Annotated in this window: 28 protein-coding genes; 8 read left to right on the top strand and 20 right to left on the bottom strand. The window is 64.6% G+C overall.

Annotation, left to right across the window (positions count from 1 at the left end; genetic code table 11):
• Nucleotides 1–6: 6 nt before the first annotated feature.
• Nucleotides 7–993: an LLM class flavin-dependent oxidoreductase gene (locus FFS68_RS07355; RefSeq protein WP_137752532.1), complete on the bottom strand. Its 987-nt coding sequence runs from the start codon at nt 991–993 to the stop codon at nt 7–9.
• A gap of 67 nt (nt 994–1,060) precedes the next feature.
• Nucleotides 1,061–1,513, bottom strand: a complete 453-nt coding sequence (locus tag FFS68_RS07360; protein ID WP_249340062.1) for an Lrp/AsnC family transcriptional regulator — start codon at nt 1,511–1,513, stop codon at nt 1,061–1,063.
• A gap of 19 nt (nt 1,514–1,532) precedes the next feature.
• On the opposite strand from FFS68_RS07360, the gene FFS68_RS07365 reads away from it, so the two are divergent.
• The 3 genes from FFS68_RS07365 (at nt 1,533) to FFS68_RS07375 (ending at nt 3,789) form a co-directional block, all read left to right on the top strand.
• On the top strand, nt 1,533–2,177 hold the full coding sequence (locus FFS68_RS07365) for a LysE family translocator (protein ID WP_249340063.1): 645 nt from the start codon (nt 1,533–1,535) through the stop codon (nt 2,175–2,177).
• A gap of 63 nt (nt 2,178–2,240) precedes the next feature.
• Nucleotides 2,241–3,257 carry an aldo/keto reductase gene (locus tag FFS68_RS07370; protein WP_137752533.1) on the top strand — a complete coding sequence of 339 codons (1,017 nt, stop codon included), beginning with the start codon at nt 2,241–2,243 and terminating at the stop codon, nt 3,255–3,257.
• Nucleotides 3,258–3,321: 64 nt separating this feature from the next.
• The gene (locus FFS68_RS07375; RefSeq protein WP_137752534.1) at nt 3,322–3,789 is read left to right on the top strand and encodes a DUF411 domain-containing protein; all 468 of its coding nucleotides are present in this window, start codon (nt 3,322–3,324) and stop codon (nt 3,787–3,789) included.
• Between the two features lie 118 nt (nt 3,790–3,907).
• Here FFS68_RS07375 and FFS68_RS07380 read toward each other — a convergent pair whose 3' ends face one another.
• Entirely contained in the window at nt 3,908–4,777 is an 870-nt protein-coding gene (locus FFS68_RS07380) for a dienelactone hydrolase family protein (RefSeq protein WP_137752535.1), read from the bottom strand.
• 177 nt (nt 4,778–4,954) lie between these two features.
• The gene (locus FFS68_RS07385; RefSeq protein WP_137752536.1) at nt 4,955–5,626 is read right to left on the bottom strand and encodes an HAD family phosphatase; all 672 of its coding nucleotides are present in this window, start codon (nt 5,624–5,626) and stop codon (nt 4,955–4,957) included.
• 59 nt (nt 5,627–5,685) lie between these two features.
• On the opposite strand from FFS68_RS07385, the gene FFS68_RS07390 reads away from it, so the two are divergent.
• The 3 genes from FFS68_RS07390 to FFS68_RS07400 are packed head-to-tail and all read left to right on the top strand — an operon-like array spanning nt 5,686 to nt 6,589.
• Nucleotides 5,686–5,874 (top strand): hypothetical protein, encoded by a 189-nt coding sequence (locus FFS68_RS07390; protein WP_137752537.1) that lies wholly within the window; start codon nt 5,686–5,688, stop codon nt 5,872–5,874.
• Nucleotides 5,875–5,927: 53 nt separating this feature from the next.
• Nucleotides 5,928–6,248 (top strand): DUF6516 family protein, encoded by a 321-nt coding sequence (locus FFS68_RS07395; RefSeq protein ID WP_249340064.1) that lies wholly within the window; start codon nt 5,928–5,930, stop codon nt 6,246–6,248.
• Complete coding sequence (locus tag FFS68_RS07400) at nt 6,245–6,589, top strand: transcriptional regulator (protein WP_137752538.1); 345 nt, start codon at nt 6,245–6,247, stop codon at nt 6,587–6,589. The genes FFS68_RS07395 and FFS68_RS07400 overlap by 4 nt, the downstream gene beginning before the upstream one ends.
• A gap of 163 nt (nt 6,590–6,752) precedes the next feature.
• Here the strand turns inward: FFS68_RS07400 and FFS68_RS07405 are convergent, their stop codons facing one another.
• The 7 genes from FFS68_RS07405 to glmU are packed head-to-tail and all read right to left on the bottom strand — an operon-like array spanning nt 6,753 to nt 11,918.
• Nucleotides 6,753–7,070: a hypothetical protein gene (locus FFS68_RS07405; protein WP_137752539.1), complete on the bottom strand. Its 318-nt coding sequence runs from the start codon at nt 7,068–7,070 to the stop codon at nt 6,753–6,755.
• A 5-nt stretch (nt 7,071–7,075) separates the two neighbouring features.
• Nucleotides 7,076–8,899: a glutamine--fructose-6-phosphate transaminase (isomerizing) gene (glmS, locus tag FFS68_RS07410; protein WP_137752540.1), complete on the bottom strand. Its 1,824-nt coding sequence runs from the start codon at nt 8,897–8,899 to the stop codon at nt 7,076–7,078.
• A 15-nt stretch (nt 8,900–8,914) separates the two neighbouring features.
• Entirely contained in the window at nt 8,915–9,295 is a 381-nt protein-coding gene (locus FFS68_RS07415) for a PIN domain-containing protein (protein WP_137752541.1), read from the bottom strand.
• Complete coding sequence (locus tag FFS68_RS07420) at nt 9,292–9,666, bottom strand: CopG family transcriptional regulator (protein ID WP_137752542.1); 375 nt, start codon at nt 9,664–9,666, stop codon at nt 9,292–9,294. Before FFS68_RS07420 ends, FFS68_RS07415 begins: the two co-directional genes overlap by 4 nt.
• Before the next feature lie 31 nt (nt 9,667–9,697).
• Nucleotides 9,698–10,012, bottom strand: a complete 315-nt coding sequence (locus FFS68_RS07425) for a hypothetical protein (RefSeq protein ID WP_137752543.1) — start codon at nt 10,010–10,012, stop codon at nt 9,698–9,700.
• A complete protein-coding gene (locus FFS68_RS07430; protein WP_137752544.1) occupies nt 10,009–10,548 on the bottom strand; it encodes a GNAT family protein in 540 nt (179 codons plus the stop codon). Before FFS68_RS07430 ends, FFS68_RS07425 begins: the two co-directional genes overlap by 4 nt.
• Nucleotides 10,549–10,553: 5 nt before the next feature.
• The gene (gene glmU / locus FFS68_RS07435; protein ID WP_137752545.1) at nt 10,554–11,918 is read right to left on the bottom strand and encodes a bifunctional UDP-N-acetylglucosamine diphosphorylase/glucosamine-1-phosphate N-acetyltransferase GlmU; all 1,365 of its coding nucleotides are present in this window, start codon (nt 11,916–11,918) and stop codon (nt 10,554–10,556) included.
• Nucleotides 11,919–11,977: 59 nt separating this feature from the next.
• On the opposite strand from glmU, the gene FFS68_RS07440 reads away from it, so the two are divergent.
• Nucleotides 11,978–12,646, top strand: a complete 669-nt coding sequence (locus tag FFS68_RS07440) for an HAD-IA family hydrolase (protein WP_137752546.1) — start codon at nt 11,978–11,980, stop codon at nt 12,644–12,646.
• Here FFS68_RS07440 and FFS68_RS07445 read toward each other — a convergent pair.
• The 8 genes from FFS68_RS07445 to FFS68_RS07480 are packed head-to-tail and all read right to left on the bottom strand — an operon-like array spanning nt 12,643 to nt 20,236.
• A complete protein-coding gene (locus tag FFS68_RS07445) occupies nt 12,643–13,656 on the bottom strand; it encodes a nucleotidyltransferase family protein (protein ID WP_137752547.1) in 1,014 nt (337 codons plus the stop codon). The genes FFS68_RS07440 and FFS68_RS07445 overlap by 4 nt on opposite strands.
• The gene (locus FFS68_RS07450; RefSeq protein ID WP_137752548.1) at nt 13,653–14,519 is read right to left on the bottom strand and encodes an HprK-related kinase A; all 867 of its coding nucleotides are present in this window, start codon (nt 14,517–14,519) and stop codon (nt 13,653–13,655) included. The genes FFS68_RS07445 and FFS68_RS07450 overlap by 4 nt, the downstream gene beginning before the upstream one ends.
• Entirely contained in the window at nt 14,516–14,797 is a 282-nt protein-coding gene (locus FFS68_RS07455) for an HPr-rel-A system PqqD family peptide chaperone (RefSeq protein ID WP_137752549.1), read from the bottom strand. The genes FFS68_RS07450 and FFS68_RS07455 overlap by 4 nt, the downstream gene beginning before the upstream one ends.
• Complete coding sequence (locus FFS68_RS07460; RefSeq protein ID WP_137752550.1) at nt 14,790–15,236, bottom strand: MarR family winged helix-turn-helix transcriptional regulator; 447 nt, start codon at nt 15,234–15,236, stop codon at nt 14,790–14,792. Before FFS68_RS07460 ends, FFS68_RS07455 begins: the two co-directional genes overlap by 8 nt.
• 36 nt (nt 15,237–15,272) lie before the next feature.
• Entirely contained in the window at nt 15,273–17,339 is a 2,067-nt protein-coding gene (locus tag FFS68_RS07465; RefSeq protein ID WP_249340065.1) for a TonB-dependent receptor, read from the bottom strand.
• A 20-nt stretch (nt 17,340–17,359) separates the two neighbouring features.
• Nucleotides 17,360–17,992: a maleylacetoacetate isomerase gene (gene maiA / locus FFS68_RS07470; RefSeq protein ID WP_137752552.1), complete on the bottom strand. Its 633-nt coding sequence runs from the start codon at nt 17,990–17,992 to the stop codon at nt 17,360–17,362.
• A gap of 7 nt (nt 17,993–17,999) precedes the next feature.
• Nucleotides 18,000–18,968 (bottom strand): SO2930 family diheme c-type cytochrome, encoded by a 969-nt coding sequence (locus FFS68_RS07475; RefSeq protein ID WP_249340066.1) that lies wholly within the window; start codon nt 18,966–18,968, stop codon nt 18,000–18,002.
• A gap of 56 nt (nt 18,969–19,024) precedes the next feature.
• On the bottom strand, nt 19,025–20,236 hold the full coding sequence (locus FFS68_RS07480; RefSeq protein ID WP_137752554.1) for a parallel beta-helix domain-containing protein: 1,212 nt from the start codon (nt 20,234–20,236) through the stop codon (nt 19,025–19,027).
• A gap of 117 nt (nt 20,237–20,353) precedes the next feature.
• Between FFS68_RS07480 and FFS68_RS07485 the strand changes: the two genes are divergently transcribed.
• Nucleotides 20,354–20,749 carry a DUF2147 domain-containing protein gene (locus FFS68_RS07485; protein ID WP_137752555.1) on the top strand — a complete coding sequence of 132 codons (396 nt, stop codon included), beginning with the start codon at nt 20,354–20,356 and terminating at the stop codon, nt 20,747–20,749.
• Nucleotides 20,750–20,856: 107 nt separating this feature from the next.
• Here the strand turns inward: FFS68_RS07485 and FFS68_RS07490 are convergent, their stop codons facing one another.
• Nucleotides 20,857–21,555 carry an amino acid racemase gene (locus FFS68_RS07490; protein ID WP_137752556.1) on the bottom strand — a complete coding sequence of 233 codons (699 nt, stop codon included), beginning with the start codon at nt 21,553–21,555 and terminating at the stop codon, nt 20,857–20,859.
• Nucleotides 21,556–21,567: the final 12 nt, after the last annotated feature.

The following is a 21,567-nucleotide window of genomic DNA, read 5'->3' on the forward strand; positions in this document are numbered from 1 at the left end:
AACTACTCAAATCGACCGCGCCGCTTCCATCGTCAGCGCCAGCGAGTGCTTGCGTGCGTCATGATCGTACATCGACGACGCGATGATCACCTCGTCAACGCGCGTCCGGGCAACAAATGCCCGCAAGCCAGCGGCAATATCATCGACTGTCCCCACCGCCGAACATTGCAGCACATGGTCGAGGATCGCGCGCGCGTTCGGCGGCAGGCTGTCCTTATAGCCTGCCAGTGGCGGCTTCATTTTGCCCGGGTTACCGGTGCGCAACGCGACGAACGCCTGCTGCTGCGACGAGGCGAGCAGTTCGGCCTCCTCGCGCGTATCGGCGGCAAAGGCGTTGAACGCCGCGGCCACATAGGGCGCCGCAAGTTGCGCCGATGGTTTGAACTGGCGCCGGTAAATGGCAAGCGCCTCGTCAAGCGCATCGGGCGCGAAATGACTCGCAAAGGCATAGGGCAGCCCGAGCATCGCGGCGAGCTGCGCGCCAAAGGTGCTCGATCCCAATATCCACAGCGGAACATGCGTCCCTGCCCCCGGCACCGCGGTAATCCCCAACTGCTCGTCGCCGGCCAGAAAGGCCTGCAACTCCAGCACATCCTGCGGAAACTGCCGCTCGTCGCTGGCGAGGGTACGGCGCAGCGCGCGCGCGACCCGCTGGTCCGACCCCGGCGCGCGCCCGAGCCCCAAGTCGATGCGGCCCGGAAACAAGCCTTCGAGCGTTCCGAACTGTTCGGCGATTACCATCGGCGCGTGGTTCGGCAGCATGATGCCCGCCGACCCGATCCGGATCGTCGACGTCGCCTGCCCGATATGCGCCAGCACGACCGCGGTCGCCGCGCTCGCGATCCCCGTCATGCCATGATGCTCGGCGACCCAATAGCGCCCATAACCAAGCGCCTCGGCGTGGCGTGCCAGATCGGCGGCGTTGGCGAGCGATTGGGCGATCGTGCCGGTGTCGGTCACGGGCACGAGGTCGAGGAAGGAAAGTTTCGTCATGCAACGGATATGCGGTTGAGTGGCGGCGGGTTCAACCGCACCGCTTCACAGCCACTAAAAAGAAAAACTACGCCCGCTCATCCTTCGTCGAATCCATCACCACATAAGTGCTGATCGAATGCACCTGCGGCAGCACGCCCAGCACTTCGGTGTGGAAATGCTTGTACGCCGCCAAATCGGCGGTCTCGATCCGCAGCAGATATTCGATCGCGCCGGTGATATTGTGGCACTCGCGCACTTCGGGCGCTCCGGCCATCGCCGCCTCGAAATCGGCTTGCGCCTTCTTGGTGTGGGTCGACAGCCCGACGGTGACATAAGCGAGAAAGGTCAGTCCCAGCTTCGCCGGGTCGATGTTGGCGCGATAACCGGTGATCACCCCGCTGCGTTCCAGTTCCTGGACCCGCCGCAGACAGGCCGAGGGCGACAACCCGACGCGCTCGGCGAGTTCGAGGTTCGAGATTCGCCCGTCCCGCGCCAGTTCGCGCAATATCTTGCGGCCAAGATCGTCCATCTTGCTCATAGATTGCATATGATAGGTGATGAGCGCCATAATTTGCAACCCGCGCACTGCTGAAACACGTTATGTTGCACGCATGAACCAGACCACGCTCCTCGCGCTCTCCGCCTTCGCGCTTGTTTCGTCGATCACGCCGGGGCCGAACAACATGATGCTGATGGCGTCGGGCGCCAATTTCGGCCTCCGCCGCACGGTGCCCCACGCGCTCGGCGTTGGCATCGGCTTCACGCTGATGATCATCCTCGTCGGGCTCGGGCTGATGGGATTGTTCGACCTGTTCCCGATCCTGAACAGCGTGCTCAAGGTCGTGAGCGTCGCCTATCTGCTGTGGCTCGCGTGGAAGATCGCCAATGCCGCCGCCCCCGACACCGAAACCGGCGCGCGCGGCAAGCCGATGACCTTTGTCCAGGCGATGCTGTTCCAGTGGGTCAATCCCAAGGCGTGGTCGATGGCGCTGACCGCGATCGCACTCTATGCCCCCGACCGGAATCTCGGCGCGGTGCTGCTGGTCGCGGTGGTCTTTGGCCTGATCAACCTGCCCTCGACCAGCCTGTGGGCGGTAATGGGTCAGATACTGCGCGGCTGGCTGTCGAGCCCGGCGCGGCTGCGCGCTTTTAACTGGACGATGGCGGCCTTGCTGGTTGGATCGCTGGCGCTGCTGATCTGATTGCAAGGTTGCGATCCGCAACCTATGCACGGCGCTCCCTTCCGCTGACCGGAGAACCGAACCATGCCAAGCCGCCGCCTGGGCCTGAGTGCCATCCATGTGTCCGACATCTGCATGGGGACGATGACCTTTGGCAGCCAGACCGACGAGGCGGCGGCGTTCCGCATCCTCGACCGCTGTTTCGACGCCGGGATCAATTTCTACGACACCGCCGAGGGCTATCCGGTGCCGCCCGACGTCAAATGGGTCGGCCGCACCGAAGAAATCGTCGGCCGCTGGCTGAAGACCAAGCCGCGCGATGCGATCATCCTCGCCACCAAGGTGTCGGGGCCGAGCCATGTCTGGTTCAAATCGCCGTGCCGAAATGGCATGACCGCGCTTGACCGTAAGAACATCTTCCAGGCGATCGACGACAGCCTGACCCGCCTCCAAACCGACTATGTCGACCTCTACCAGACGCACTGGCCTGACCATGACGCGCCCTATGACGAGATCATGGACGCGCTCGACGAGCTGGTCCGCGCCGGCAAAGTCCGCATCCTCGGCTGCTCGAACGAAACGAGCTGGGGGCTGATGAAATCGCTCGCCGCGTCGGAGAAACTGGGCGTGGCGCGTTACCACACGATCCAGAACAATTTCAGCCTGAACAACCGCCGCTTCGAGGACGAACTGAAACAGGTGTGCCGCCAGGAAGGCGTCAGCCTGATCCCCTATTCGCCGCTCGCCGGCGGGGTGCTCTCGGGCAAATATCAGGGCGGGGCGGCGCCTGAGGGTGCTCGTTTCTCGCGCTATTTGGCGATGGAAGGGCGGCAGGCCGCGATGGGCCAGCGCTTCGTCAACGAAAAGAGCCTCGCCGCGACCGCACGCTATCTGCAAATCGCCGCCGATGCCGGGCTGCACCCGGTGACGATGGCGACCGCCTGGTCGAAACAGCATGACTTCGTCGCCTCGACGATCGTCGGGGTCAGCGCCGACGACCAGCTCCAGCCGATCCTCGATGCCATGGATCTGGTGCTGAGCAACGAAGTGATGACCGCGCTCCATAAGGTGAGCAAAGACATCCTCTATCCGATGGGTTGAACGGCTTGTGCGGCGCGTGGGGGCTGCTACTCTTCGCTCGAAATCACCGAAAAGGAACTCCACCATGCTCCCCGCCCGCCGCGCGTTTTTTGCCCTCGCCGCCTTTGCCGCCGTCATCGGCACCGCGCATGCCGCAAACCCGGTGATGTTCCGCGACGCCGGTTGCGGCTGCTGCCTAAAATGGCTGGAGCAGGTAAAGGCGTCGTTCGGGCAGAAGGCGGTCATCGTCAATTCCCCCGACATGGCCGCAATCAAGGACAAGCAGGGCGTGCCGCAGGCGCTGCGCAGCTGTCACACCGTGCTGGTCGGCGGCTATGTGATCGAGGGACATGTCCCCGCCAAGGAAATCGCCCGCCTGCTCCGCGAAAAACCCAAGGGCGTCAAAGGCCTGGCGGTTGCCGGGATGCCGACGGGCTCGCCCGGCATGGAACATGGCGGTCACCGCGACGCGTATAAGGTCATGACCTTCGGCACTGGCGGCCAGCGCGTTTATGCGAGCTATGCAGCGAGCGGCGGCGCGCACGCGCACTGAGCGGCACAGCCTGGTTCATTTCCGTTCGTGTCGAGCGAAGTCGAGACACCCATCGATAGCGCGCGGCATCGAGGTGTCTCGACTTCGCTCGACACGAACGGATCAGAGCGGTTGGCTATTACAAACTCGCCTTGAATAATTCCAGCATCCGTCCCCACGCCTTCTCGGCCGCCGCTTCATTATAAGCGCGTCCGTCGGGCGGGCACCAACCGTGCATCGCACCTTCATACACCTCGACCTCGTGCCACTGCTTACGCGGCTCCAGCACGGCCTTGAGCAAGATTTTTTCGTTCGGCGCTTCCTTGTCGTCATTATCGGCAATCGCGAACAAATAGCCCGCCTTGGTGCCGGGGATCAGCAGATGCGGGCTGTCGGGCTTGTCGGTTCCCACCCCGCCGCCATGGAAACTCGCCGCCGCGCCGACGCGGTCGGGTTTCAGCGCCGCGGTATAGATCGTCATCGCGCCGCCCATGCAATAGCCGGTGGTCGCGAGCTTGCGCCGCGCATCGACCTCTTTCTGCGCGTCGAGAAAGGCGAGATGCGCGATCGCGTCGGTCTCGACGACCGGCTTGGTCAGCTGCTTCAGATACCCAAACAGCTTTTCGCGCACCGCGGGATTGCCCCAATCATTCGCGGCATCGACGACCGGCGATTTCTGCCAGCGGTAAAAGGGATTGACGCACAGCACGGCATAACCCTCGCCCGCCAGCCGGTCGGCCATCTGGCGAAAGGCGGGGCGCAGGCCGCGAATGTCGGGCCAGATCAGCACGCCCGGATGTTTTCCGCCCGTCGGGGCGACGAAATAGGCGTCGCAGGTGCCGTCGGCCGTCTTGATCTCGACGTCGCGGCCCTTCACCGGCTTGCCCGCCATCGCCCGCGCCGGCAGCGCCGCGATCAGCGCGCCGGCTCCGGCCAATGCGGCAAAGCTGCGGCGACCGACAGCCATCCCGGCGCGGTCGAGATCGGCTTCGGTATCTTCGGTGCACATGCTGGCTCTCCTTGGGGCGTTTTCGAAAAGTGCGGAAAACTCCGCAACTTCACGCGCGATTTCCTATTTTCGTCCCGTGCTCGGGATCGAACTGGCGCGAAGCTAATCCAGCGATGCCGCGTAGGACAGCGGTTTTTGAGGGGGTCGATCCTCCCTGTGGCGAAGCCATGGGGAGGATTATCGTGCGACCTCCGTCAGCCTCTCTAATTCACCAAATGTGAGCGCCACATGATGCACGCCAACTGCGCGCAGCACTTCGCCATGCGCGGCGCGATCGACGATATGCCCGGCGCCGCAAAAGCCGACGACGGTCATCCCCGCCGCCAAAGCCGCTTGCGCCCCGGTCGGCGAATCCTCGATCGCAAGGCAGCGTGCCGGATCGACGCCCAGCCCCTTGGCGGCGGCAAGATAGACGTCGGGAAACGGCTTGCCGCGATCCCAGCCGTCGGCGCTGTACACATGATCGGCGAAATGATGGTCCAGCCCGAACAGCCCGAGCGCCCAGGCGATATATTCGACGCGGCTGGACGAGGCGATCGCGCGCGGCATTGGCCCCAGCCCGGCCAAGAAATCGGCGGCGCCGGGGACGGCGTCGAAGCCCTCCATGAACCGGCCCCGGGCGCGCTCGCGGTGTTGCTCGCGAAAATCGGCGGGCAGCGGACGACCGAAACGCACCTCGATCCGCCGCTGGGTCTCCTGCCAGTTGTGGCCATAATAGTCGCGCAGGCACTCGTCATAGGTCGACGGCATCCCGACCGCGGTCAGGCTCTCGGCAAGCGACTGGTTCGCCCGCACCTCGCTGTCGGCAATGACGCCGTCGAAATCGAAGATGATCGCGGCGAAACTCATGACAATCCTACAATCTTCATACTTCGCACCTAGAGCCCCGACCAACAGGAGACATCGGCATGAAATTCATCGAACTCAAGTCGCGCGGCGGCAATTATCTGGTCGTCGCCGAAAATGTCGCCTGGCTCCGCGACTATGAAAATGGCCAGACCCAGGTCGGCATGGTCGGCGGCGCGCCGCTGTTGGTGGCGGGCAAGATCGAGGACATCGCGGCGTCGATCCTGGCGCAGGCAAATGCCGCGGCGTAGCAAACGGCAGATAGCGTTTTAGATGCGTCGCCACGGCTTAATCGTTGGAGCAATTGACAACATTGCTTGCCGATGGTACTTACTCCAACATGAAGGCTGTCTCGATCTTGCGGGAACGCATATCGCTCGACGATGACAGCTTCGTCGAACTGGTCGTCTGGAAATTGCCGCATCCACTCGCCGGTAGCACGCATGATTTCAAATATCGCCTCGCCCTCGTCAGCCAGAATATCTGCGTGATGCGTTACGACAACGAGGCTGGCAAGGGCGACCACAAACATCTGGGCGAGACCGAGATCGACTATGCCTTCGACGGCCTTGAGCAATTGCAGCGTGATTTTTGGGCCGATGTCGAACGATGGAGAAAACCATGAAAAATATTGTCACGGTCGGTATTTCGTCGCTCGATGACGCGAAGGATCGCCTTGCCGCCGCCTTTCGCGGCGAGCCGCAGGGCAACCGGATCTCCTTCCTGACCGTCGAGCAGATGTGGAAGACGTTGAGCCCGAAGCGTGCCGAAATCCTGAGCATCATGGCGGGCCAAGGCGCGATGCCGATCCGCGAAGTCGCCCGCCGTGTCGGCCGCGACGTGAAAGCGGTGCATGGTGATGTCCATGCGTTGTTGAGTGCGGGTGTTGTCGATCAGGTGAAGGGCGGTGTCGTGTTTCCCTATGATGCAGTGCATGTGGATTTTATGCTGGGTGAGGCGGCGTGACGGCGATGATTCCAAGGTAACCACCTTCCCATCATTGCGAGCGAAGCGAAGCAATCCCGAGCGGTTTACGCACACTCTGGATTGCCGCGTCGCTTCGCTCCTCGCAATGACGATTCAAGGCGATGACGTCCTGTTCAACAGGTTCAGAGCTGACAAGCGATTTTCACTTTGAAGGTTCCGGCAAAGGTTGGTTCGCAACATACGCCCATACATCCGTGCCGCTTTCGCTGGAACGCGCATCAAGCTCGATCAAAAGCTGCGCCGTTTCTTCTCGACTTGCGCCAATAACCCCCGACAATGTCTCCATCTTGCGCCAACCATCGCGCCCCGCCTTGTCGAGCATCTGCTTGAGGAGGGCTTTGCGCTTTTCATTTTGCAGGCGCGATTTACCCGTTTCCCAGCGATGTTTCGCAAACTGACCTGCCAGCGTGACCGCGCTGCCAACTACGGACCCCAATATTCCAAGCCAAAACCCTTCCATTTCCCTCACTCCACCGTCACCGACTTCGCCAGATTCCGCGGCTGATCGACGTCCGTCCCCTTCGCCACCGCAACATGATACGCCAAGAGCTGCACCGGAACCGCATACACCAAAGGCGCGATCAGCGGGTGGACCTTGGGCATTTCGATCGTCGCCATGCAGCCGTCGCCGGCTTCGGCGATCCCCACGGCATCGCTGATCAGCACGACCTTGCCGCCGCGCGCCATCACTTCGTGCATGTTGCTGACGGTCTTTTCAAACAGCGGGCCGCTGGGCGCGAGGACGATGACCGGGACCGATTCGTCGATCAGCGCGATCGGGCCGTGCTTCATTTCACCCGACGCATAACCTTCGGCATGGATATAGCTGATTTCCTTGAGTTTTAGCGCACCCTCCATCGCCAGCGGATAGTCGGGACCGCGGCCAAGATAGAGCACGTCGCGCGCCGGGGCGACGAGATGCGCCATCGCCGCGATGTCATCGTCATGCGCCAGCGCGGCGTTGAGCGCCGCGGGTGCTTCGATCAGATGCTCGACGATCTCATGCTCGTCGGCGGCGCTGAGCTTGCCCTTTTTGAGCGCGAGATGGGCCGCGAGCGCCGCGAGCACCGCGAGCTGGCAGGTGAACGCCTTGGTCGACGCGACGCCGATCTCCGGCCCCGCGTGGGTCGGCAGCAACAGGTCGGCCTCGCGCGCCATGCTGCTGGTCGGGACGTTGACGACAACCGCGATCGTCTGGCCGTTTGCCTTGCAATGACGCAGCGCCGCGAGGGTGTCGGCGGTCTCGCCCGACTGCGAAATGAACAGCGCCAGCCCGCCGGGTTGCAGCACCGGGTCGCGATAGCGAAACTCGCTCGCGACATCGATGTCGACCGGAACGCGCGCGAAGGTCTCGAACCAATATTTGGCGACCATGCCGGCGTAGAAGCTGGTGCCGCACGCGACGATGGTGATGCGGTCGATCTTGCTGAGGTCGAAATCCATCTGCGGCAGCGCGACCGTCTGTTCGAGCGGTCGGATGTAGGAGGACAGCGTCTGCGCGACCACGGTCGGCTGCTCGAAAATCTCCTTCTGCATGAAGTGGCGGTAATTGCCTTTTTCGACCGCCGCGGCGGTGACGCCCGAAGTCGTAATCTCACGCGCTACGGGGTTGTTCGCGCTGTCGAAAATCTGTGCGCCTTCGCGCGTGATGACGACCCAGTCGCCTTCCTCGAGATAGGCGATCTTTTGCGTCAGCGGCGCGAGCGCCAAGGCATCGGAGCCCAAATAGGTTTCACCCTCGCCATAACCGACGACCAGCGGCGAGCCGAGCCGCGCGCCGATCAGCAGGTCGGGATGCTGGCGAAACGCGATGGCAAGCGCAAAGGCACCGCGCAGCTGCGGCAGCACCGCCTGCACCGCGTCCTGCGGCGACAAGCCCGCCTCGACCTGTTCGGACACGAGATGCGCGACGACTTCGGTATCGGTCTCGCTCTCGAACCGGCGCCCGCGCGCGGTCAGCGCCTCGCGCAGCGGCTTGAAATTCTCGATGATCCCGTTGTGGACCAGCGCCACCTCGCCCGTCGCATGGGGGTGCGCGTTACTCGTCGTCGGGGCGCCGTGGGTCGCCCAGCGCGTGTGCGCGATGCCGACGGTGCCGGGCGCGGGATTGCCGGCGAGTTCCTTGACCAGATTGCCCAGCTTGCCCTCGGCACGGCGGCGGATCAGCTGACCGCCTTCGACCGTGCAGACGCCCGCGCTGTCATAGCCGCGATATTCCATGCGCTTCAGCCCGTCGACGAGGCGATCCGCGACCTGGGCAGTGCCGATGATTCCGATAATTCCGCACATGAATTCTGGCTTTCGTTAAAGAATATAGGGGACACGGATACCCGGCATATTGGGCGGGAAATCCTTGGTATTGCGGGTGATGAGAACGCGCCCACGGGTTTGGGCGGTGGCGAGGATAATGGCGTCTGGCGACCTTAGCCGCGGACGATCGCGGCGCAATGCCGCAGCGCGCGAGGCAATTTCGTCGTCGATTTCATCAAGACCGAAATGCGCCAGAAACGCCATTGCCTCGCTGACAACGCGCTCGTCGCCCTTGGACAGCACTTCGATCCACGCCATGCGGCTGATCCAGGGGCGGGCGCCATTGTGCGTCGCGCGTCGGATTTCCGCCCGGGCAGGCGGATAACCGGCGAGGGCATCGATGACGATGTTCGCGTCGAAAATATAGCCGCTCACCGGGCACCCGGACTTTTGGGTGCCGGATATTTCCCGGCGATCATATCCAGATAAATTTGCCGCTGGCGATCGTCCTCGGCATCGAACATGTCGGGCGATTCGGCGCGCACCGCCTCATAATCATCGTCCCAGGGCCGCGTCCATTCGGCGCGCCGCTGGCGATCATAGTCGTGCGGATCGATCGAAATGCCGTGGCGCAACCACAGCCCGAAGCCCCGTTCGATCCAGTCGCCATCGCCGTCCGCAGGCTGCGCATGATAGGCCGCAACCGCATCGCGCAGCACCGCCGCCCGGCTTTTGCCCTGTTCATGGGCGATACGGTCGAGGCGTTTGATTTCCTCATCGGGAAGATCGGCGAGAATGCGGGTCATTGATATACTGATATCATATCATGATATCAGGTCAACCATTTTGCAGGTTTTTGTCGACGAACAGATAGGCAAATTGCACCGGATCGGGCGCGGTGCCGTTGCCCGCCTCGAACCGCGCCTTGCCGTCGGTCCAGATTTTCCGGATCTGCTCCGGCAAATCAGGCCCGAATTTCATCTGCTGCTCTACGATCTGCTCCCAGCTGCCGGTGACGCCGAAACTCTGTTTCAGCTGCGGCACCATCGCCTGGCAATAGCTTTCGGTGGCATCGTCGAGATGGCCGATCGCTTTCAGCACATAGGCGTCGACGAAGCGCAGAAAGGGTTTGTCGGTGTAGCGGTCGCTCACTTGGTCGTCTCCATCGTCCATTCGTCGCGCAACAAGCCGAAAATCAGCGCATCGCGGACCCCGATATGCGTTTCCCATTCGCCGCGCAAATGGCCTTCGCGCCGAAATCCCAGCCGATCGAGCAGCGCGATCGATCCGCTGTTCTCCGGGTCGGTGTCGGCCCATATGCGGCGCAGCTTCAGTTCGGCAAAACCATAGTCGATGACGCGCGCCACGGCTTCGCGCGCGATCCCGCCGCGCCAATGGTCGCGGTGCAGGATATAGCCGATTTCTTTCACATCGGGCTTGCCATCGATCAGGATCACCCATCCGATCGCGACATCGTCGCCCAGGGTAATCGCCCAGCAGGCAAAGCCCTGCCCTTCGGCGGCGTTCGACGCGACATAGTTCGCAGTCTCGGTAGGCAACTGATGCGGGCCGCTGGACCACCATGTCATCACGTCGGGATCGGACAGCACCGGAAACAGCGCGGCGGCATCGCCCGCGCGGATCTGACGCAGCACGAGGCGCGGCGTGGTCAGGGTCGGCACCGGCATGACGCCTATTTGCCTGCCTTTTTCTTGCGCATCGCGTCGTGAAAGCGGTCGGCCCAGCCGGGTTTGATCAGTTGTTCGGCGCGGACCATGCGCAGATCGCCGTCGCCGACGTCGCGCGATACCGCACTGCCCGCGGCGACGATCGCGTCGCGGCCGATGGTGACCGGGGCGATCAGCGCGCTGTTGCTGCCGATGAACGCATTTTCGCCGATCACCGTCTGATATTTGAAATAGCCATCATAGTTGCAGGTAATCGTGCCCGCGCCGATGTTCGCGCCCGCGCCGATCGTCGCGTCGCCCAGATAGGTCAGGTGGTTCGCCTTGGCGCCCTTGCCCAGCACCGCCTTTTTGGTTTCGACAAAATTGCCGATCTTGGCCTGTTCGCCCAGCACCGTGCCGGGGCGCAGCCGGGCGAAGGGGCCGACCTCGCAGCCGGTGCCGATGGCGGTGCCCTCGATATGGCAATTGGCGCGGATTTTCACATTGTCAGCCACGGTCACGCCGGGGCCGAAAAAGACGTTCGGCTCGATCGTCACGTCGCGGCCCAGCTGCGTGTCCCACGAGAACCAGACGGTGTCGGGCGCCTTCAACGATGCGCCGCCCGCCATCGCCTCTTCGCGCTTATAGCCCTGCCATATCGCTTCGGCCGCCGCGAGTTCGGCGCGGCTATTGATGCCCGCCACTTCCTGGGCGTCGGCCTCGACAACGGCGACGCGGCTGCCCTCGGCGATCGCGCCGGTGGCGACGTCGGGCAGATAATATTCCCCGGCGGCATTGTCGTTGCCGACCGCTTCGAGCAGGCGCCACATATCGTGCGCCGCGGCGACGATGACCCCCGAATTGCACAGATTAACCGCGCGTTCGGCCGGGCTTGCGTCCTTATGTTCGACCATCTTCGCCACATTGCCGTCGGCGTCGGCGATGATCCGGCCATAGGCGGCGGTGTCGCTCGGCCGGAAACCCAGCACCGCCACCATCGCGCCGGTGTCGAGCGGCGCACACAGGCGCCGCACGGTGTCGGCGGTCAGCATCGGGCAGTCGCCGAAGCAGACAAGGACCAGGCCATCGAAACCGGCAAGCGCCGCCTTCGCCTGGAGCGCGGCATGCGCCGTGCCGAACTGGGGATCCTGAACCGCGACCAGCGCGCCGCTTGCGGCCACCGCCGCCTCGACCTGGTCGCGCTTGTCGCCGACGACGACCACCGTTTTTGCGGGGGGCAGCGTGGCAAAGCTCGCCATCAAATGGAGCAGCATCGGTCGCCCCGCGATCGGGTGCAGCACCTTGTGCAGATCGGATTTCATCCGCGTCCCCTTGCCCGCGGCAAGGATGACGGCGGCGATCGGGCGGGCGGGTGATTTTTGGGTGGTCATGCGCGTCCCCTTGCCAGCAAATGATTGCGGATTCCAGAGCGTCGCGCCATGCGGGGCCGATGAACGGATTTCCTTTTACGATCGTCGGCTTTGACCTCGATGGCACGCTGGTCGATACCGCGGGCGACCTGACCGCGGCGGTCAATCACGGGCTGAGCCTCGCCGCGCGCGCGCCGCTGACCGAGGCACAGGTGCGGCCGATGATCGGGCTGGGCGCGCGGCATATGCTCGAACAGGGATTCGCCGCAACCGGCGGCGTGCCGGGCGGCGATTTTGAGCGGCTCTACCGCGAGCTGCTGCGGTTCTACGAAGCCCATATCGCGGTCCACAGCCGCGTTTTCCCTGGCTTGATCGCCGCGCTCGACCAGCTCGATGCCCTCGGCGTGAAGACCGCGGTGGTCACCAACAAGCGTGAGGATATGGCGCGCAAACTGCTCGGCGAACTCGGGCTGGCGGACCGGATGGCGACGATCATCGGCGGCGACACGCTGGGGCCGGGCAACGCCAAGCCATCGCCCGCGCCGATCGTCGAGATGATCGACCGCTGCGGCGGCGGACGCGCGGCGTTTGTCGGCGACAGCATCTATGACATCCTCGCCGCACAGGCCGCCGGAGTGATGAGCGTCGCGGTCAGCTTCGGCTTTCTTGATCGGCCGGCCCGGGATCTGGGCGCCGATCATGTCATCGACCATTATGACGCGCTGATCCCGCTGCTCGATCGCTTCTAACGCTTCCGCCACTTGGTCCACAAATGCCTCGCCAGCATCGCAGCCGGCATCCGCAGCCAGTGCGAGCGGATGTAAAAGGCCTGTTCGAGCAGCGGCTGCGTCACCCGCCCCCAATCGTCGCGGGCGAGCAGGCGCTGGCGAAACCAGCGATCGGCGGGATCATGCCCGTCCCAGCCCGCCGGCAGCACTGCGCCATACAGATCACGCGACAGCCGCGCCGCGCGGCGCACCGACTCCTGCAACCCATGCAGGCGTGCCCGCGCGTCCAGCCGGTCCCAGAAACCTTGATCCGCCGCGGCAAAATCGCCGGTCATCAGATTGAAATCCCACAGATTGCGTAGCCCCCCCTGCAAATCGCCGTCGGCCAGCATATGCGCGGCACAGTGGCACGCCATGTCGGCGGGGTTCAGCACCGCAAAACCATCCGCGCTCGCCACCGCATCGCTGACCAGCGCCAGCGCGTCGGGGGTAATCCGGTGGGTGCGCGGCAGGATCGTGTGGTGGACGTCGATCATCCGGTCGCGCAGCTTGTGGATCAGCGGCGGCAGCTCGTGCATATGCTCGCGATAATAGAAATCGTCATAGGGGTCAGACTTGACCCACTCCCACCCTGCGTTGAGCAAGGCGTTCTCCGCGCGCCGGATGTCCGACGCCAGCACCAAAATGTCGAGGTCGCCGATCTGCCGCCCCGCCGCGCAGGCCATGCCCGCGGCGGCATAGGCGGCGCCCTTCAGCAGCACGAATTCGATCCCCACCGGCGCCAGCGCGCGCCGCGCCATTTCGGCCTCCCACAGCGCCTGGCGCTGTGCGACCGCGGCGGCGGCGCGCTGGTCGGCGAACAGCGCCGCAACGCTCGGCGGCAGGTCGACGCCCTCCAGCCGGTGCGCCAGCGTCGCCAGCATCGCCTCGCTGCGCGCGACGCCGATCACACCGTCCCACTCGCGTGGGGCTAACGCGGCGGCGTCGCGGCGTCCGGCAAGCAAGTCGACAAAGGTAAGCACCGCGCTCACTTGAGCGTCTCCGCCCACAATTGCTCGACCAACGCGATGCCGGTCGCGCTGTCGGGATAAGAAATGCCAAACGCCGGCGTCTCGCGCACCAGCCGGGTGAGCGCCGCAAAGCCTGCCTCGCCCAGCGCGACATAGTTGGTCGACGCCTCGGTCAGCCGCACAAACACCTCGCCCTCGCCCATCGGCTCGATCGCGGTGCCGCCGCCAAAGCGGGGGAACAGCAGCAACGCGGGGCGCGCGGGTTCGTGCATCGCCGCGATCGCGTCGGCGCGCGGGATCAGGTGGCGGATGTCGCCCTTGGGCGTGCCGGCCATCAGCGGCCCCAGCCGCGCCGCATCAACCCGCCCTGCCACCGCGGCGATCGCTTCATTCTTCAGGCTGACCGCGCGCGGGAAAGCGAAAGCATCGCCGCCGACCGGATCGATCAGCGTGAACTCGTCGCCCATCAACCGCCACTCATCCTCGCCGAGCAGCGCCGCGAGGGTCGATTTCCCCGACCCCGATTCGCCCGACATGATCAGCGCGCGGCCATCGCGCGCGACCGCGCTGGCGTGGAGCAGCATATGCCGCCGCCACCCCAGCGCGACCTGCAAATTCATCCCCATTTCGGCGGCAAGCAGCCCCATCGACAAGGGCAGCGGCAGCGCGTCGGGCACGACAAAATCGCCGCCGATATGCACCGAAGGCCGTACCCAGCGCCGCCACGGCCGCGCCGCGAACAGCCGCACCGTCGCCTCGGCGGGGCGCGCGTCGTCCTGCGGATAGCCTGCGTATAAGCGCTCAAGCGCGGCGATCGGCGCCGCCCAGTCGCTGCCGATCCGGAATTGCACGGGGCCGACCGCGATGCGGATGCTGTGCCTCACGCGCGCGCCACCAGCCCCATCGCGGCTAGCTCGCCCAGCCGTTCGGCGACGATCGGCGTCGCATCGTCCGCGCCGCCCAGATCGAAGCTCTCGGCCAGCCGCGCCGTCAGCGTCGCCGCATCGCAATCGCCCGCGCCCAGCGCCGCCAATATTTCGGGCATCGGCGACACCACCAAATGCGTCTGCATCGACCGCCGATCGAAGATCGCGGTCAGCTCGCCCAGCGGCTCGACGCGCAGCGCGCCCGGCGGCGCGGCGCGATAGGCGGGGTCAGGCATAATCTTCGGCGGCGGCGGTCAGCTTGGCAAGGATCGCCATCATCGTTGCGCGCTCGGCAGCACTGATCTTGGATTCCAGCTGCGCCTCGCTCGCCAGCGCGGCGGGGACGATCGCGTCGTACAACGACCATCCGGTGGCGGTGAGCTCCAGATGATGCGACCGCCCGTCGACCTCATGCGCCTGCCGCGCGATCAATTGCCGGTCGGCCAGAGCTTTGGCAGCGCGGTTCACCGTCACCTTGTCCATCCGCGTCGCTTCGACCAGCTCGCGCTGCGTCTTGGGCTTTCCCTCGCCCAGCACCGCCATCAACCGCCACTCGGGAATCTTCAGCCCGAAGCGGTTCTGATATTCCGCCGCGATGCGTTCGGACAAGGCGTTCGACGCGATCGACAGGCGATAGGGCAGGAAATTGTCGAGGTTCAGTTTTTTGGCGGCCATGCGTCGTTCTTATCGACAATCGCCGTCCTGTGAAGATCAGAACGACAGCCGCGCGCCGATCCACAAAGTCCGCGGCGTCGCGCGCTCGACGATCCCCGCCGACGAGATTGCCGCGGGGACCAGTTCGTCGAACAGATTTTCGCCGCGCGCCTCGATACGGATCGCGTCGGCGAGCCGCCACGACAGCCCGGCGTCGAGCGTCAGCGCATCATCCAGCACCAGCAGCCCCAGATCATCCTCATTTTGTTTGCCGACATAGCGCAGCGTCGCAAAGCCGCCGAACGGGCCGTCGCCATGGCTGTGCAGCGAAACGCTGCCGCCATGCCTGGCAATCTGCGCCGGACGACGCCCGTCGAGCCGCGCCGCGCTGCCCGACGCATCGACTTTGGCGTCGGCGAAGGCATAGGTGGCGCGCAGTGTCGCGGGGCCGATCCGCTGTTCGGCGGTCAGCTCGACACCCTTGCTGTCGATCGCGCGCAGATTCTGCCGCTGGTTCAGGTTCGGCGCCAGCGTCACATTGGCGATCGCGTTCGTCAGATGATTGGCGAACAACGTCGCCGACAGCTTCGTATCGCCGCCGTCCCAATCGACCCCGACCTCGCCGCCCCACAATCGTTCGGGTTCGAGCACCTCATTCGCGGTCGTCACCTCGGCGCCGACACGGAAGGGGCGGTAAAGCTCGTTCAGCGTCGGCAGGCGCCAGCCGCGATAGGCGGCGGCGCGCAGCGACAATGCGTCCGACGTCCAACGCACCCCGGCGCGCCCGCTGCCTTCCCATCCTTGCCGGGCGGCAAAGCGGAGGTTGGTGATCGTCGAACCGCCTATATTGCGTTCGAGCCGATATCCCTCGCCCAGCCACCAGCGATCGACGCGCCCGCTCAGCGTCCAGAGGAACCCATCGTCGGCCTCACCCGCGGTCCATTCGGCAAACGCGCCAATTGTATCGCTGCTGCCGCCCGCGATGCGGTGGCGACCCGGCGTCACGCCGCTGAAGAAGAAATCCTCTTCGGTCCGCCCCGTCGTGCGCCGCCAATCGGTGCCGGCCCGGAGCGGATTGTTGCCGTCGATCGCGGGGCGCAACTCGAAGCGAGCTCCCAGGCCGGTGGCGGGCACGCGCTGAAAAAGGGCTGGGGCAACGCTGCCCCGGCCCGCCGCGACGCTGGCAAAACCGCTCTCCAGGTCGCGGACCTGCACATACCCCAGCGCGAGCCATTGCGTCTGGCCCGCCGGGTCATGGACGAAGCGCAGGCTGGCATCGACGCCATCGACCTTGCTCGCCGTGAAATTGGTGCCGCGGTCGCGACGATCCGAAAAGCCGCGCAAGCTCGCTTCGATCCGGCTGTCGTCCCCCGCGTCGAACCGCAAGCGCAAGCCGAGCCCGCCCTGCTCATAAGGCGGCGCGCGATCGACCGAACCGCGCTGGCCCTTGGCAACCGGAATGAAACCATCGCCGCGGCCGTAACGACCATCGACCGCAATCTGCCCATTGCCAAGATCGCCGCCGACGCTTGCCGAAGCGTCCCAGCTGCCGCGGCTGCCATAAGCCGCGCTCGCCGTTACTCCGTCGGTCATGGTCGAATAGAGGCCGATTGTGCCCGCAAGCGCGCCCGGACCATCGGCGCCGCTGCCTCCGCCACGGGTGATCGCGACGCCGCCCAGATTGATCGCGTCATAGGCAGTCCACGCGACCCAACCGCCGAACGGATCGGCCTGCGGCACCCCGTCGAGCGTCACCAACGCGCGACTCGATGCATTGCCGCCAAGGCCGCGTAACGTGATGCCCTGACTCGTCGGATGGGCGGAGCGCCCGTCCGATCGACGGAACTGAACGATACCGGCTTCGTCGCGCAAACGGTTTTCGACGCGCGCCCCCAGCCCGGGATCGATGTTGGCGATCAGGCTGGAGCCCTGTACGGCATCGCTTTCGGGGCGGCGCAGCATGCCGCTGCCATTGACTATAATCACTTCGGGCGGACGCCGCGAAACCCAGAAACTGCAGCAGCCACCGGCTTCGTCGGCGGCCGCCTGCTCGATGGCAACGGCAGCCTGTTCGTCGATGGCGCCGTCCTGCGCCATCACCGCTGTCGGCAGAGCCAGGGCCATGACCCCCACGAGCGGGCGGATCACGCCGCCTTGACCGCGTCGGGATGCGCGTTCTGAAACGCTTCCAACTCCATGCATGCCGCATCAATCGCCACCAACCGCGGATAATCGTCCAGCGGCACCTCGAACCGGCGCGCGTTGTACATTTGCGGCACCAGGCAACAATCGGCGATGCTCGGTGTGTCGCCGCCCAGAAAGGTTTCGTCGCCCGCCATCGCTTCCAGCGCCTCGAACCCCTGCGCGATCCACGTCGCGATCCAGCGGTCCTTGGTCTGTTCGTTCAGCCCCAGATCGCGGGTCAGATATTTCAGAACCCGCAGATTGTTGAGCGGATGGATGTCGCTCGCCACCACCTGCGCCTGCGCCAGCGCGACCGCGCGCGGCATCGCGGCCTCGGGGATCAACCGCGGCTCGGGAAAGGCGCGGTCGAGCCAGTCGATGATCGCCATGCTCTGAATGATCGGCTCGCCATCGGCGACCAGCATCGGGACAAAGCCCTGCGCGTTAAGTTCGAGATAGGCGTCGCTGCGCTGTTCGCCCGCGATCAGGCTGATCTCGACCCGCTCATAGTCCAGCCCTTTCAGGTTCAGCGCGATCCGGACGCGATAGCTGGCCGACGAGCGGAAATAATCGTGAAGGACGAGATTTGTCATGGGCAGCCTAATGCGATGCTTTTGGCATCTCGGCAATCCATTGCCGCAGCAGCGCGGCGCCTTCCTTGTGCACCGTCGACCGTCCGACCTCGGGCATCGCGATGCCGGGGTCGGTGCTTTCGAGCCGGTAGATCATGAAGCTGTGCGCCGCGTCGCCCGGCGCAATCGCAAAATCCATGCCGCCGCTGCCGCGGCCTGCCGCGGTCGGGCGCTTGCCGATGCCATAATTGACCCCCGTCGGATCGTCGGTCCAGCGCAGGAACAGCCCGCTGTTCGACGCGCTGCCCGCGGGATTGTGGCAATGCGCGCAATTGACGTCGAGATAGGCGCGGGCGCGCTGTGCCACCGTTCCCGACGCCCGATCATCCCATATCGGCATGGCGACGCTGCGCGCCGGGATGCCCCGAACGCGGATCGGCGGCGCTTCCTGTGTACCGATCAGATCGACCCGGAAGTTGTGCATCTTTGGCCCGATCGGTTCGATCACGCCATTCTTGCTGTGACATTCCTTGCACTGATTCTTGTTCGGCACCGCGTAGCGGATGCTGTGCGTTTCGCCGTCGGGGCTTTTGAACGTCACCGGCACCCGCCGCCCGCCGAGCGCCAACGTCGCGTCCTTGCCGTCGGCATCCCAGATATAGGGCAGCGCCACCCAGCCCGACGCGCGGTGGATCAGCAGCCGTGTCTCGACCGGCTTGCCGCCATTATGGTCGGGCCAGCCGAAACTTTTGAACAACACCGTGCCGACCGGAAACTCGATCGTCCCGTCGGCGATCACGCGCGCCTCGCGGCCGGTCGGGATGTAAAAGAAACGCTGCTTGTCGGCATAGTCGCTGAACAACGGGGTACGCAGCGTATAGCCGACCGCAGCCATCGGGCGATAGCCGCCCGCCGTCATGCCGAACCCGAACGCCGACAGCTTTTGCGGGATCGCTTCGCCTTCGATCGCGGCCTGATCGACGGTCGGAGCGGTCATGGTGGCAGCGCCGCTGACGCAGCACAGCGCCGCTGCCAGAGTCGCAAATGCGCGTCTCACCGGACCTTTGCCTCCATCGCTTCGGGCAGCTTGATCGCGGGGAGCGCCGCGGCCGGTGTCCCCTTTGACAGGTCGGCGGGAGCGGGCTTCGCCTGATCGCGCGGGGTCGCGACGTCGGGCAGGTTCAGCGACAGCACCCCGACCGGGTCCAGCACCACCGCATCGCCCGCGCCATCCCACAGCACCGGCGGGATCGCGCCGCCAAAGGCCGCGGCAATCTGTGCCCCGCCCTCGAACGCTGGGGCGTAACCCGCCTTGCCATGCATATTGTCGCGCACGACGATCGCCCGCGGCAGCGGCTGATATTTCGGATCCTTATGCGCGTAGCGATAACCGACGATCATCACATTGGCGGTGCCATTGTCGGCCAACACATTGTCGAAAATCTCGACGTTGCGGTTCGCCATCACCAGCACCCCGGTGCCGGTCGGCACGCTCGCGACGATATTGCCCTTTGGCGCGAAGTTGGGCGTGCTGTTGTCATTGACGATATTTTCGAACACCCGGACATTATGCCCGCCCTGCATCGGCAGGCTGGGCAGGTCGAACACCAGGATGCCGCCGGTGTTCTTCGTCGCGATATTGTCGTGGACGTCGGCGTCGAAACTGTTCTCGATCTCGATCCCAGCGACATTCTCGGTCGCAATCGAATCGCGCACGACGATATTCTTTGACTGGCCCACATAAATGCCGGCGTCCGACGCCCCGCGCACAAAGACGCTGTCGATCAGCACATCGCTGCTTTCGACCGGATAGATGCCGTAGGCGCCATTGGTTTCCTTCGGCCCCGCGGTCCATTCGACGCGCAGCTGGTGATAGACGATGCGGTCGGCACCCTTTGACTTGATGCCGTCGCCCTTGGTGTTGAGCACCGCAAAATTGGTCAGGAACACATCATCCGACGTGACGAGCAGCCCCTCGCCCGCGCCCTGCTGCCCGGTGAAGTCTAGGATCGATCCGCTCTCGCCCGCCCCGGCGCCGCGCACCGTGACCCCCGCCACGTCGAGCGACAGCCCATCGACCAGCTTCCACACTCCCGCGCCCAGCTGCACGACATCGCCGGGCTGGGCCAGGATCAGCGCCTCTTGCAGCTTTTCATTGGCATCGGGCGTTGTCGCACTGACGCTGATCGTCTTGGCGGCCGCCGGATTGGCGGCAAGCGCCGCCAGGACAGTCAGCGTTGCCGCGTGAAGGCCATGGAATCGCATAGGTCTCTCCCCTGATTTTCGGGGGAACATGCGGCAAGACTTGACGGATGCCAAGCGATGTTGCTGACATGCGTGTAGCTAACCCGGGGAGAGGTCGCTTTGATTACAAGATTTGCTTTGGCGCTTGTCGCCTTGGTCGCGGTGCCGTCGATGGCGGCGGCGCCCGCGCCGATTGCCGGACGCTGGAAGACCGACGATGGCAAGGGTGTCGTCGTCATGGCCGCATGCGGCGCCAAAATGTGCGGGCGCGTCGAGCGCATCCTGGTCAAACAGCCCACGGGCGGCCAGCTCGACGAGCGTAATCCCGACAAGGCGAAACGCACCCGCCAGATCACCGGCCTGCAAATATACTGGGATCTGGTCCCGCATGGCGACGGGTGGAAGGGCGAAGGCTATAGCCCCGAAGACGGCCGCTATTACAAGGCGCACCTGCGCGTAAAGGGCGGCAAGCTGACGATGAAGGGCTGCGTCAGCCTGTTCTGCCGCACCGTGACATGGACCAGGATGGGATAGTCTTCGCGAATTTTCGTTCGTGTCGAGCGAAGTCGAGACACCCCGAAGTCGTACCCGACCGATGGGCATCTCGACTTCGCTCGATGCGAACGGAATTGGTGGTTTAGCTAGGCTTCATCCCCCAAAATCCAGTCGATCCCCGCCGCGACGTGAATCCGCGTCGTGTCGTAAATCGGCAGCACATTGGCGTCGGGGTCGACCAGCATTACCAATTCGGTGCACGCCAGCACGATCGCCTGAATGTCCTGCTTGGCGATGTCGGTGATGAAGGTCTTCATCGTGCGCCGCGAGTTTTCGCTCGCCTTGCCCTGCATCAGCTCTTCGTAAATGATCCGGTCGATCTCGTCGGCGCGGCTCATGTCATAAGGCGCCAGGGTCAGCCCGTGACGGACGAGCCGCTGGCGAAACCACGCTTCGGTCATCACGTTGCGGGTGCCGATCACCGCCGCCGCCTTGATCCCGTCGGCCTTCATCTTCTCGCCGGTTTCATCGACGATATGGAGCAGCGGGATCGACACCGCGGCGGCGACATCCTCAGCCACCTTGTGCATCGAATTGGCGGCGATCATCAGCGCGGTCGCGCCCGCCGCTTCCAGCCGCTGCGCCGATGCGATCAGCACGTCCTTGGCATGGGTCCATTGCTCGGGCGTGGTCAGCCGCGACAGGTCGCAATAATTCAGGCTTTCGAGCATGATCGGCGCCGAGCATGCCGTGCCCAGCCGCTTTTGCACCCCCTTGTTGAGGTGCCGGTAATAGAGCTCGGTCGACGCCCAGCTCATCCCGCCGATCAGGCCGATTTTACGCATGAATTCTCCTAA

The organism is Sphingopyxis sp. L1A2A, from assembly GCF_005502465.1.
Taxonomy (GTDB): Bacteria; Pseudomonadota; Alphaproteobacteria; order Sphingomonadales; family Sphingomonadaceae; genus Sphingopyxis.

What these genes read in the sequence shown, in the direction of transcription:
- FFS68_RS07355 (WP_137752532.1), bottom strand. Translation starts at nt 993, where the DNA reads ATGACGAAACTTTCCTTCCTCGACCTCGTGCCCGTGACCGACACCGGC.
- FFS68_RS07360 (WP_249340062.1), bottom strand. Translation starts at nt 1,513, where the DNA reads ATGAGCAAGATGGACGATCTTGGCCGCAAGATATTGCGCGAACTGGCG.
- FFS68_RS07365 (WP_249340063.1), top strand. Translation starts at nt 1,533, where the DNA reads ATGAGCGCCATAATTTGCAACCCGCGCACTGCTGAAACACGTTATGTT.
- FFS68_RS07370 (WP_137752533.1), top strand. Translation starts at nt 2,241, where the DNA reads ATGCCAAGCCGCCGCCTGGGCCTGAGTGCCATCCATGTGTCCGACATC.
- FFS68_RS07375 (WP_137752534.1), top strand. Translation starts at nt 3,322, where the DNA reads ATGCTCCCCGCCCGCCGCGCGTTTTTTGCCCTCGCCGCCTTTGCCGCC.
- FFS68_RS07380 (WP_137752535.1), bottom strand. Translation starts at nt 4,777, where the DNA reads ATGTGCACCGAAGATACCGAAGCCGATCTCGACCGCGCCGGGATGGCT.
- FFS68_RS07385 (WP_137752536.1), bottom strand. Translation starts at nt 5,626, where the DNA reads ATGAGTTTCGCCGCGATCATCTTCGATTTCGACGGCGTCATTGCCGAC.
- FFS68_RS07390 (WP_137752537.1), top strand. Translation starts at nt 5,686, where the DNA reads ATGAAATTCATCGAACTCAAGTCGCGCGGCGGCAATTATCTGGTCGTC.
- FFS68_RS07400 (WP_137752538.1), top strand. Translation starts at nt 6,245, where the DNA reads ATGAAAAATATTGTCACGGTCGGTATTTCGTCGCTCGATGACGCGAAG.
- FFS68_RS07405 (WP_137752539.1), bottom strand. Translation starts at nt 7,070, where the DNA reads ATGGAAGGGTTTTGGCTTGGAATATTGGGGTCCGTAGTTGGCAGCGCG.
- glmS (WP_137752540.1), bottom strand. Translation starts at nt 8,899, where the DNA reads ATGTGCGGAATTATCGGAATCATCGGCACTGCCCAGGTCGCGGATCGC.
- FFS68_RS07420 (WP_137752542.1), bottom strand. Translation starts at nt 9,666, where the DNA reads ATGACCCGCATTCTCGCCGATCTTCCCGATGAGGAAATCAAACGCCTC.
- FFS68_RS07430 (WP_137752544.1), bottom strand. Translation starts at nt 10,548, where the DNA reads ATGCCGGTGCCGACCCTGACCACGCCGCGCCTCGTGCTGCGTCAGATC.
- glmU (WP_137752545.1), bottom strand. Translation starts at nt 11,918, where the DNA reads ATGACCACCCAAAAATCACCCGCCCGCCCGATCGCCGCCGTCATCCTT.
- FFS68_RS07440 (WP_137752546.1), top strand. Translation starts at nt 11,978, where the DNA reads ATGAACGGATTTCCTTTTACGATCGTCGGCTTTGACCTCGATGGCACG.
- FFS68_RS07455 (WP_137752549.1), bottom strand. Translation starts at nt 14,797, where the DNA reads ATGCCTGACCCCGCCTATCGCGCCGCGCCGCCGGGCGCGCTGCGCGTC.
- FFS68_RS07460 (WP_137752550.1), bottom strand. Translation starts at nt 15,236, where the DNA reads ATGGCCGCCAAAAAACTGAACCTCGACAATTTCCTGCCCTATCGCCTG.
- FFS68_RS07465 (WP_249340065.1), bottom strand. Translation starts at nt 17,339, where the DNA reads ATGGCCCTGGCTCTGCCGACAGCGGTGATGGCGCAGGACGGCGCCATC.
- maiA (WP_137752552.1), bottom strand. Translation starts at nt 17,992, where the DNA reads ATGACAAATCTCGTCCTTCACGATTATTTCCGCTCGTCGGCCAGCTAT.
- FFS68_RS07475 (WP_249340066.1), bottom strand. Translation starts at nt 18,968, where the DNA reads ATGACCGCTCCGACCGTCGATCAGGCCGCGATCGAAGGCGAAGCGATC.
- FFS68_RS07480 (WP_137752554.1), bottom strand. Translation starts at nt 20,236, where the DNA reads ATGCGATTCCATGGCCTTCACGCGGCAACGCTGACTGTCCTGGCGGCG.
- FFS68_RS07490 (WP_137752556.1), bottom strand. Translation starts at nt 21,555, where the DNA reads ATGCGTAAAATCGGCCTGATCGGCGGGATGAGCTGGGCGTCGACCGAG.